The 10038-nt window shown below is 36.0% G+C and carries 10 protein-coding genes and 1 tRNA gene; 7 read left to right on the top strand and 4 right to left on the bottom strand.

Going from position 1 to position 10038, the window contains the following annotated elements:
* The 4 genes from H0X48_02405 to H0X48_02390 form a co-directional block, all read right to left on the bottom strand.
* Positions 1-278: AAA family ATPase (locus H0X48_02405; protein ID MBA3954147.1), on the bottom strand; the 278-nt coding region annotated here is incomplete at its 3' end.
* Between the two features lie 149 nt (positions 279-427).
* The gene (locus tag H0X48_02400; protein MBA3954146.1) at positions 428-1585 is read right to left on the bottom strand and encodes an ankyrin repeat domain-containing protein; all 1158 of its coding nucleotides are present in this window, start codon (positions 1583-1585) and stop codon (positions 428-430) included.
* A 27-nt stretch (positions 1586-1612) separates the two neighbouring features.
* The gene (locus H0X48_02395; protein ID MBA3954145.1) at positions 1613-2641 is read right to left on the bottom strand and encodes an ankyrin repeat domain-containing protein; all 1029 of its coding nucleotides are present in this window, start codon (positions 2639-2641) and stop codon (positions 1613-1615) included.
* A 28-nt stretch (positions 2642-2669) separates the two neighbouring features.
* Complete coding sequence (locus tag H0X48_02390) at positions 2670-4193, bottom strand: ankyrin repeat domain-containing protein (protein MBA3954144.1); 1524 nt, start codon at positions 4191-4193, stop codon at positions 2670-2672.
* Positions 4194-4444: 251 nt separating this feature from the next.
* On the opposite strand from H0X48_02390, the gene H0X48_02385 reads away from it, so the two are divergent.
* From H0X48_02385 to H0X48_02355, 7 genes are all read left to right on the top strand, one after another.
* Positions 4445-5581 (top strand): hypothetical protein, encoded by a 1137-nt coding sequence (locus H0X48_02385; GenBank protein MBA3954143.1) that lies wholly within the window; start codon positions 4445-4447, stop codon positions 5579-5581.
* A 2-nt stretch (positions 5582-5583) separates the two neighbouring features.
* On the top strand, positions 5584-6396 hold the full coding sequence (locus H0X48_02380) for a deoxyribonuclease IV (GenBank protein ID MBA3954142.1): 813 nt from the start codon (positions 5584-5586) through the stop codon (positions 6394-6396).
* 21 nt (positions 6397-6417) lie between these two features.
* Entirely contained in the window at positions 6418-7428 is a 1011-nt protein-coding gene (locus H0X48_02375; GenBank protein ID MBA3954141.1) for a type I glyceraldehyde-3-phosphate dehydrogenase, read from the top strand.
* 62 nt (positions 7429-7490) lie between these two features.
* A tRNA-Ile gene (locus H0X48_02370) sits at positions 7491-7566 on the top strand.
* Positions 7567-7589: 23 nt separating this feature from the next.
* Positions 7590-8303, top strand: coding sequence for a hypothetical protein (locus H0X48_02365; protein MBA3954140.1), 714 nt, complete (start codon positions 7590-7592; stop codon positions 8301-8303).
* Complete coding sequence (locus H0X48_02360; protein MBA3954139.1) at positions 8300-8785, top strand: ribonuclease HI family protein; 486 nt, start codon at positions 8300-8302, stop codon at positions 8783-8785. The genes H0X48_02365 and H0X48_02360 overlap by 4 nt, the downstream gene beginning before the upstream one ends.
* Positions 8782-10035, top strand: coding sequence for a SpoIID/LytB domain-containing protein (locus H0X48_02355; GenBank protein ID MBA3954138.1), 1254 nt, complete (start codon positions 8782-8784; stop codon positions 10033-10035). The genes H0X48_02360 and H0X48_02355 overlap by 4 nt, the downstream gene beginning before the upstream one ends.
* Positions 10036-10038: the final 3 nt, after the last annotated feature.

Here is a 10038-nt window from a genome sequence, read left to right as displayed (position 1 = left end):
TCTCTGCGGACGCGGTAAAATTCTTTGTTACAAGAAAAGTCTAAGCTTACCATCATACTTGTTTGTCCAAGACGTAAAAGGCCTTCATCAGCTTTAGCTGTGCCTGCTACTTTACGTGCTTGTCCCCAGAGAACCCAAGTGAGTGCGTCAAGAAGGGCTGATTTGCCGTGGCCATTTTTGCCTGAAAGACAGATAAGCTGGTATGGCTCAAAGTCAATAATCTGCGGCGTTGCACCGTAGCTTACAAAATTTTTTATGTGCAGTTTTAGAGGTATCATTTTGTTTTATATACCACTTTAATTTTTTATAAAGTTTTATTAATACGGTGAAAGCTATGCTTAAGCCTAACTTTCACTAGTATACAGTAATTAAACAAAAAACACCTTAAGTGCTTTTAGTGCCTAGTTGTTTGACTAGGGAGTATGCTTTATTGACGAGGAGTAAATACTGTAGCAATCATGTTATGAGCAGCAAGTAGTTGCAGTGGTGTTACACCTTGCTTATTAGGTTTGTGTAAGTATCTCTCAGACCCTAAAGAAAGCAGCAAGTCAACAATAGCTCTATCACTTGCCTGTATAGCCTTATGTAGCAGTGTATTGCCTTCTTTATCACACGTATTTAAAGTAAAACCATCTTTTAATAATTGGGAAACTGCTTGTATATTGTTAGATGCAATAGCTTTAAATAATTTTTTACGTTTACTATCAACAAAAGCCTTCACTAGTGGATAGGCATATGCACCTTTCTTTAACAGTTGAGCAATCTGCTTGAATTTTGTGCTTTGTGAGAGTTTAAATCTATTCTCTTGAGCTTGTATTACAATGTTATTAACAGCTAAATCTTGTGGTAGATGTGCTTTGTAGCTTAGTAGCATTTCTAGGGTTACTTTATGCCCATTTGTAGCGGCATAGCGCAATGCAGTCACATTGACATCTGCTCCGTTGTCAATCAATAATTGGGCTGTAGCTGTATGGCCATTATAAGAAGACCAATCTAAGGCAGTAGCATTTATATCACTTTGAGCATTGATGTCTGCTCCGTTGTCAATTAATAACTGGACTGTAGCTGTATGGCCATTATAAGAAGACGCATGCAAAGCGGTCCAATTTTTCTTATCTTGAGCCTTAACATCTGCTCCTTTGTCAATCAGTAAGTGGGCTGTAGTTGTATGGCTATTGAAAGCTGCGATGAATAGTGGAGTAGTATTGTTAGTAGTTTGAGCGTTAACATCTGCTCCTTTCTCAAGTAATAGCTGCGCTGTAGCTGTATGGCCATTTTCAGCGGTGCAATGTAATGGTGTGGCTTTTTCTCTAATTGTTTGAGCCTTAATGTCAGCTCTTTTGTCAATTAATAACTGAGCTATAGCTGTATAGCCATTTAAGGCAGCTAAGTGTAATGGAGTGAAATTGTCTCTATCTTGAGCATTAACATCTGCGCTATTATTAAGTAGATCTTGAACTAAGCTATAATTGCCAGCTTGTATAGCAGCAAAAAACTGTTGATTGATGTTATCTTTTTGAGTCATGCAATAAGTTAATGAACTAGTAAGCATAAGAGCAGCTGCGATTGTTTTAAAGAATTTCATAGATATATTCATTTATTTTAATTTTAGTTAATTATCTTGATATTTTCTTTTAGTTCCTACTACTTGAATAGGGGTTTTGCTTTCTGGACGAGGTGTGAATACAGCAGCAATCATGTTGTTAGCAATTAGTAGTTGTAAAGGTGTTAAATTTTGTTTGTTAGCTGTATATAAGTATTTACCAGCTCCTAAGGAAATCAGTAGGTCAATAATAGCTAAATTGTGCGATTGTATAGCTTTGTGAAGCAGGGTGTTGCCTTCTTTATCACACGTATTTAAGGTAAATCCTTCTTTAAGTAGTTGAGCAACAGCTTCTCTATCATTAGATTCAATTGCATTAAATAATTGTTTGCGCTTGATATCAATAAAAGCTTTGATTATAGGATAAGCATAAGCACCTTTATTTAACAGTTGAGCAATGTCCTTAAAATTTGTTGTTTGTGAAAGTTTAAGCCTGTTATCTTGAGCTTGTATTACAGCATTATTAGATAGTAAGCCTTGTAGTATAGAAGATCCATAACTTAATAATATTTCTATAACTACTGTATGGTTGTTTTTTGCAGCCAAATGTAATGGAGTATCATTTTGAGTAGTTTGAGCATTAATATCTGCTCCTTTATTAATTAACAACTGAGCTAGAGCTGTATGGCCTTGTGCAGCAGCACAATGTAATGGAGTAACATTTTGAGTATTTTGAGCATTAATAGGGGCTTTATTATCAATTAATAACTGGGCTAGAGCTGTATGGCCATATTGAGCGGCTAAATGTAATGGAGTAAAATTTTGAGTAGCTTGAGCATTAATAGGGGCTTTATTATCAATTAACAACTGAGCTAGAGCTGTATGACCATGTGCAGCAGCAAAATGTAATGGGGTATAATTTTGAGTATTTTGAGCATTAACATTCGCGCCGTTATTAAGTAGATCTTGAACTAAGCTATAATTGCCAGCTTGTATAGCAGCAAAAAACTGTTGATTGATGTTGTCTTTTTGAGTCATGCAATAAGTTAATGAACTAGTAAGCATAAGAGCAGCTGCGAATGTTTTAAAGAATTTCATACAATATTTCCATTTATTTTAATTTTAGTTAGTTGTCTTGATGTTTTCGTTTAGTACCTGCTGATTGAGTAGGGGCTATGTTTTCTTGACGAGGTGTAAATACCGTAGCAATCATGTGATTGGCAGTTAGTAGTTGCAGTGGTGTTAGATTTTGCTTATTAGGTTTATATAAGTATTCGCCAGCACCTAAAGAAAGCAGTAAGTCGATAACATGTAAGCTTTTTGATTGTATAGCTTTATGAAGCAGGGTGTTGCCTTCTTTATCACAGGTATTTAAGGTAAATCCATCTTTAAGCAGTTGAGCAACAGCTTCTCTATCATTAGATTCAATTGCATTAAATAATTGTTTGCGCTTGATATCAATAAAAGCTTTAACTAGAGGATAAGCATATGCACCTTTATTTAACAGTTGAGCAATATCCTTAAAATTTGTTGTTTGTGAAAGTTTAAGCCTGTTATCTTGAGCTTGTATTACAGCATTATTAGATAGTAAGTCTTGTAGTATACAAGATCCATAACTTAATAATATTTCTATAACTACTGTATGTTTGTTTTTTGCAGCAAAATATAATGGAGTCTCACTTTGAGTATTTTTAGCATTAATATTAGCTTTATTATCAATTAACAACTGAGCTAGAGCTGTATGGCCATTTAAAGCAGCCCAATGTAATGGAGTCTCACTTTGAGTATTTTGAGCATTAATATCTGCTCCTTTATCAATTAACAAGTGAGCTAGAGCTGTATGGCCTTGTCCAGCAGCTGCATGTAATGGAGTATCATTGTTAGTATTTTGAGCATTAATAGTGGCTTTATTATCAATTAACAACTGAGCTAGAGCTGTATGGCCTTTTGCAGCAGCTGCATGTAATGGAGTAAAATTTTGAGTAGCTTGAGCATTAATATTAGCTTTATTATCAATTAACAACTGAGCTAGAGCTGTATGGCCGTTTGCAGCAGCTGCATGTAATGGAGTAATATTTTTAGTATTTTGAGCATCAATCTCTGCTCCTTTATCAATTAATAACTGGGCTAGAGCTGTATGGCCATATTGAGCGGCTAAATGTAATGGAGTAAAATTTTGAGTAGCTTGAGCATTAATAGTGGCTTTATTATCAATTAACAACTGAGCTAGAGCTGTATGGTTATTTTTTGCAGCCAAATGTAATGGAGTATCATTTTGAGTAGTTTGAGCATTAATATCTGCTCCTTTATTAATTAACAACTGAGCTAGAGCTGTATAGCCTTTTACAGCAGCTGTATGTAATGGAGTAACATTTTGAGTAGTTTGAGCATTAATAGTGGCTTTATTATCAATTAACAACTGAGCTAGAGCTATATGGCCATATTGAGCAGCAAAATGTAATGGGGTAAAATTTTGAGTATTTTGAGCATTAACATTCGCGCCGTTATTAAGTAGATCTTGAACTAAGCTATAATTGCCAGCTTGTATAGCAGCAAAAAACTGTTGATTGATGTTGTCTTTTTGAGTCATGCAATAAGTTAATGAACTAGTAAGCATAAGAGCAGCTGCGAATGTTTTAAAGAATTTCATAGAATATCTCCATTTATTTTAAATACTTTATATTATACAATAAGTATTAATAATTTTATCATATATTTATAAATAATCAATTAAATATTTTAATTTTAATGTGAAAAAGTTGTAGAAATAGATAGTAAGTTTAGTTCTCTAGCATAGGAAACATACGCATTTGTGAGCGGTTGATAGCAAATTAGTGATAGATGTGGTATATATTTTTAGAGCTAAGCATAATTACTTGTTTTATCTAAAAAGGTACCAGTATGGATAAATCTATTTTTAAAGAGCATGAAATACGAGGTAACAAAGACGTAGATTTTTCAGCCAAGCAACTTTATACTCTTGCAAATGCCTTAGCCTACTATTTTTTGCATGTCCAATCTCCTCGCGTGAAAACTATTGCTTTAGGTCGAGATGCACATGAAGACTCTGCGCAAGTACAACAGGAATTTACAGCTGCTTTAACAGAAAATGGTATCAATGTTATTTTTATAGGTGCCGCTCCAGCACCGGTACTTACCTTTTCTTTACATGTCCTTCCTGTAGAAGCTGGAATATATATAACAACGTGCCCTGAGGATAGTGATAGCTTGCGCATACGTTGCTTTAATAAAACAGAATTATTTGATAGTGAGGCTTTAAGTGAGCTTAATCAGTTGTATTTGCAACCTAAAAAAGTTATTGCTCCATTAACGGGTACTATCAAATATTTACCTCTGGTTGAACGGTATACTCAGTGGCTTGCACGCCAATTTAAGCATCTTAAAAAAAGTCGTATATTGTGCCGTATAGAGTGTGTCGGTAGTGCTGCTGCTTTGATTATACCTCAACTGGTAGCATCTCTTAAGCTTGCTGAATGTACCTTTAAACTTGATTATGCCACAGGTTTTAACTCAGTAGCTGCAATCGATGTGCATAAAACAAAACCTTTGGTGCTCTCATTTAGTTACAATGCGGATCAATTATTTGTCCGAACAGGTACAGGAACAGAAGTAGCTGGTAACCAGCTAAGTGCTTTGTACGTACAAGATATTAGTCTTTTACATCCTGGCGTAGTAGTAAGTGACGTTTCGTCGCTCTCTTTGCTTCAACAAGTAGTACAACCAGGCGTAAACGTTGTTTGCGAGCAGTCTAGCACGCCAGAAAAAATTAATTATAGAGTAAAAACTCAGCATGCTTTATTTGGCAGCACAAGCAATGGACATTTTTTCTTTAACGATCGTTATTTTGGCTACGATGACGGTATATATGCTGCACTAAGACTATTAGATATTTTACAACGTACGGGTAAAACACTTGAAGAGTTGCTCTATAATTTACCTACAATAAGTGCACCGCGAGAAGTTTCTCAAAACTTTTGGCCATCGGCCACTACTATACCTGAACAATGTCTAGAGTAGGTTTGCATTTAAGACTAGAAAATAGTTTTGAAGAGCTGATTAAGAAAGCTTTACGTTTACAGTTACCTTTTTTTCAGTGTTTTTTATTTTCACAAACTACGGGTGATTATATTACGTGTACGCCTGAGCTGCAACTATTGGGCGAACTTTTAAAAGAGCAGTTTAAGGCGCTTTATGTTCATAGTTCCTATTTTATAAATTTAGCTAAAACTGATGCTTATAGTCATCCAGTATTTAAAAAAGAAATTTTATTGGCTCAGCAGTTAGGATTTTCTCATATTATTGCTCATGCAGGGGCAGCTACAGCTTTGTCTGATAAACAGCGAAGTATTCATGCCGTAGCGCGGTCAGTTAACAAAATACTCAAAAAAGAACCAACTCTTACTCTTGTATTAGAAAACAGTGGTCATGGTGGCAAAGCTGTCGGAAGCTCTTTAGAAGAACTGTATGCTATTAGATGTCTTCTTGATTATCCTGAAAAAGTAAAATTTTGCATAGACACGGCTCACGCTCATGTGTTTGGTTATGATATTATATCGCCTAGCGGCCAACAAGCTTTTACAGAGCAAGTTGAGAATTTTTTTGGTAAAGAATCACTTGCCTTGTTACATTTAAACGATACACAAGAAGAGTGTGGCTCTCAAGTTGATAAACATGAGGTGCCTGGTTTAGGTGTACTAGGGCCAGAAGTGCTCAAAAATATTATTAATCATAGATTATTTTGTGATATTCCGTTAATTATAGAAATGGCACCATTGCCTGAACTAAGTGAAGGTGAAATTGTTGCCATGGTAAGTGGCTGGATAAAATCATGAAACAATAAGAGAGAGACTACTATGATAAATATAGCAATAAATGGCTTTGGACGTATTGGGAAAACTTTTTTACGTACGCTGCTTGCTGAACCCGAATGCTTTAAAAAGATTACGGTTGCTGTTATTAACGTGGGTAAAGGTGATATTCAAGCAGCTGCTTATGCACTTAAATATGACACTATTATGGGCACATTGCCTCAAGCTATAGAATATAAAAATGGTAAATTATATATAGACTCTTATAGTATTGATGTTATAACTGAGCTTGATCCAGAGAAAGCTCCTTGGAAAGCCTATGGCATTGACTGGGTAGTTGAAGCTTCAGGCCATTTTACTAAGCAGAGTGGCGCTCAAAAGCATATATTAGCTGGAGCAAAAAAAGTGCTTATTACCGCACCTGCTGATGGCGAAGATATAACTATAATCCCGGGGACTAATAGCAATCTGTATGATGCAAGTAAGCATACAATAGTATCGTTAGGAAGTTGTACGACCAACGCTTTAGTAACTATGCTTACAGCACTTTCTGAAAATTTTGATCTTGCTCAAGTTTCCATGACTACTATACATGCCTACACCAACACTCAGCCATTGCTTGATGTTGATGCTTCAGTAAAAGATCTAAGGCGTGGTAGAGCGGCAGCGCTTAATATAGTACCTACCACAACGGGTGCTATGAGCCTTATTGAGCGTATTATGCCCCATCTTGCGGGTAAAATAATGGGCGGCTCTTTGCGTGTGCCTGTTGCAACAGTATCTCTTGTAGATCTTACGTTTACAGCAACCAAACCAGTATCAGTTGAAAGTATTAATAAAGCTTTTGAGCAAGCGTCTAATACGACACTCAAACATATTTTAGGTTTTACTCGTGAACCGCTTGTTTCAAGCGATTATACTGGTAATAATAACTCGGTAACTATTGATAGTTTACTTACCGATGCTCAAGATACAACAGGTAAAGTATTTGGTTGGTACGATAATGAATGGGGCTATAGTTGCCGTCTTAAAGATTTTTTACTGTCAATTGCATAAAGAGCTTCACAAGTGATTTGTTTTAGAGTAGAATATTAATAACGTAATCTACGTTATTGTGTGGGCCCATAGCTCAGCGGTGAGAGCAATCGGCTCATAACCGAGAGGTCCCAGGTTCGAATCCCGGTGGGCCCACCACATAACCTTCTTGAAAGGCTTCTATGCACGAAACAGCTTTTGATAGATTTATCGCTTTAGTGGAAATGGATCAAAGAGCACACAATCTTGCTAAAGAACGCACTACGTTATTGATCCAACAACAAACAATTCAAGCACAACTCGATTCTCTTCATGGCGAAGTAGAAGTAGCTCATCAACGGGTACGCATTTTACAAAAGCGTATTGATGCTTTTGATCTTGAGCTTAATATAGTCGATACACAAGAGCGTGACAAAAAAGAACGTATTAATAATGCTTCTACTACACGTGAATATTATTCCCTTGAACAAGAGATCGCAAGTCTCAGTAATCAACGCGCAGTGCTTGAAGAAAAGTTATTTAACCTATGGAATGAGCTTGAGCAAGCACAAAGTGCTTATGCCACTCTTATGGAAACAGCTCCTCAGGAGACAGCTCAATTAGAAAAATTACTAGCTACTCTTAATGAACAAAATAGCTATATACATAAACAGCTCCAAGACTATAACCATAATAGAACAAGTTATACGACTGGTGTTGATCAAGAGCTTTTAAACCAATACGAAAATATGAAGACTACTACGGACAATCCTGTTGTAGCAGTTGCCAATACAAGTTGTACTGGTTGTTTTTATCCCATCAATCAACAAAACTTGTCAGAACTAAAACATAATAAATTAGTCTCTTGTAAACAATGCTTTAGATTACTGTATATACCAGGCATTAAAACAGCATGAATCAGCTCTCTATCTTTTCTTTGCTATTGCCGGAACCAGTTGTATGGCAACTTTTTATTGACGGTGCTGCACGTAATAACCCAGGGCCTGCAGGTGCAGGTATTTACATAATAAAAAATGGTGTAGAATTTAGTAAGCACGGCTTTTTTTTAGGCAGTAAGACTAATAATCAAGCAGAGTACTTGGCATTGCTGCTTGGCCTTTTATGTCTTAAAACGGTTATGCAACCTCAAGATAAACTAATTATAAAATCAGATTCAGAATTGCTTGTGCGTCAGCTTAATGGTGTATATTCTATAAAAAATCCTGAGCTTAAACGTATAGCTACTACTATTAAAGAGCTGCTAAGTGTGTTAAGGTATACTCTTGTGCATGTAAGACGCGAAGAAAACTCGGTTGCCGATTGTTTAGCTAATAAAGGCATAGATAAAAAAGTACCCATTGATACAGATTTCTTAAAAGTTATGGACTGTTTATTATGAATGTTTTATTTTACCTTAGTGCTCTGTGTGTAAGTTTTATAGTTTCAGCTGCTGCTGTTACTACACCACACCTTAAGCCTCTTGCTGTTGCTTTGCCAGAAAATAGCAAGCAATTATGTCAAGCTGCTTTAAAACGGTGTAATTTTACCCTTCCAATACGTGTATTACTTGACGAAAAACCGGTAGCAAGCGATTTTAGCTGGCAACTGACAAGTCCCCATGGTTTTATTATTCTTGATCCTCAAGACGCCAAAAAGAAACTTTTTTATCCACAAAAACAGATAACTATTATAAGTAAATCTGGTAATATATCTATTAATGGTAAAAAATTACTTCATGAACAGTTATATATTGTGCCATGTAAAGAACGTATTTCTTTCGGACCGTATACGTACGACGGAGCACTTACTGTGCATAAATATCAGTCAACTGTTTACTTGGTTAACCATTTAGATTTAGAAGATTATGTGCTTTCGGTAGTGCCTTATGAAAGTTGGCCAGGGTGGCCAGCAGAGGTTAACAAAGCCCTTTGTGTGAGTTTTAGAACCTACGGCATAGCTAAAGTATTGGAGCAACGTGCTGTACGTGCTAAAAAGAAAATTAACTTGCCATATGATATAAAAAATGGCCCTATACATCAAGTATATAAAGGCCATTATACAGGTTCTAAATATGATTTTAAGTCAATTGTTGATGCCACACGTGGCATAGTACTCGCGTATAATAATAAACCTATTACCGCTATGTTCGATATATGCTGTGGTGGCGTTATACCTGCAAACAAAGTGGGTATGAATTTTAAAGAAGCACCTTATTTGGCACGTACGTACCCGTGTACATTCTGTGAAAAATATAAATTTTATGCATGGAAATATGTGTATACTGCAAAAGAATTAGAAAAGCTTTTAAAGCCAGAATTTCCTACATTAGTTATTAGTGATGTTAAAGTTACCCGTAAAGATACCATAGGAACTGCTCAAGAAATGGCTCTGCGAGAAAAAAGTCGTTGGATTGCTATTACTGGTAAAAAACTAAAGTCTCTTGTGAAAAACCTAAAAAGTTTATGCTTTTCAGTAACTCGGTCTCGTTTGGGTTATGTGTTTGAAGGCAAAGGCCATGGGCACCAGTGGGGCTTATGTCAGTGGGGCGCTTGTGGCATGGTAAATAAAGGCCATAACTATAAACAAGTATTACAGTTTTATTATCCACACACTACGTTTATGAAACTTGTAAAAGCTCCACGTTCTTAAAGT

The sequence above is a fragment of the Candidatus Dependentiae bacterium genome, from assembly GCA_013821315.1.
Taxonomy (GTDB): Bacteria; Babelota; Babeliae; order Babelales; family Babelaceae; genus JACDHA01.
This window is presented reverse-complemented; position numbering and strand designations above follow the sequence as displayed.

What these genes read in the sequence shown, in the direction of transcription:
- H0X48_02400 (MBA3954146.1), bottom strand. Translation starts at nt 1,585, where the DNA reads ATGAAATTCTTTAAAACAATCGCAGCTGCTCTTATGCTTACTAGTTCA.
- H0X48_02395 (MBA3954145.1), bottom strand. Translation starts at nt 2,641, where the DNA reads ATGAAATTCTTTAAAACATTCGCAGCTGCTCTTATGCTTACTAGTTCA.
- H0X48_02390 (MBA3954144.1), bottom strand. Translation starts at nt 4,193, where the DNA reads ATGAAATTCTTTAAAACATTCGCAGCTGCTCTTATGCTTACTAGTTCA.
- H0X48_02385 (MBA3954143.1), top strand. Translation starts at nt 4,445, where the DNA reads ATGGATAAATCTATTTTTAAAGAGCATGAAATACGAGGTAACAAAGAC.
- H0X48_02375 (MBA3954141.1), top strand. Translation starts at nt 6,418, where the DNA reads ATGATAAATATAGCAATAAATGGCTTTGGACGTATTGGGAAAACTTTT.
- H0X48_02365 (MBA3954140.1), top strand. Translation starts at nt 7,590, where the DNA reads ATGCACGAAACAGCTTTTGATAGATTTATCGCTTTAGTGGAAATGGAT.
- H0X48_02360 (MBA3954139.1), top strand. Translation starts at nt 8,300, where the DNA reads ATGAATCAGCTCTCTATCTTTTCTTTGCTATTGCCGGAACCAGTTGTA.
- H0X48_02355 (MBA3954138.1), top strand. Translation starts at nt 8,782, where the DNA reads ATGAATGTTTTATTTTACCTTAGTGCTCTGTGTGTAAGTTTTATAGTT.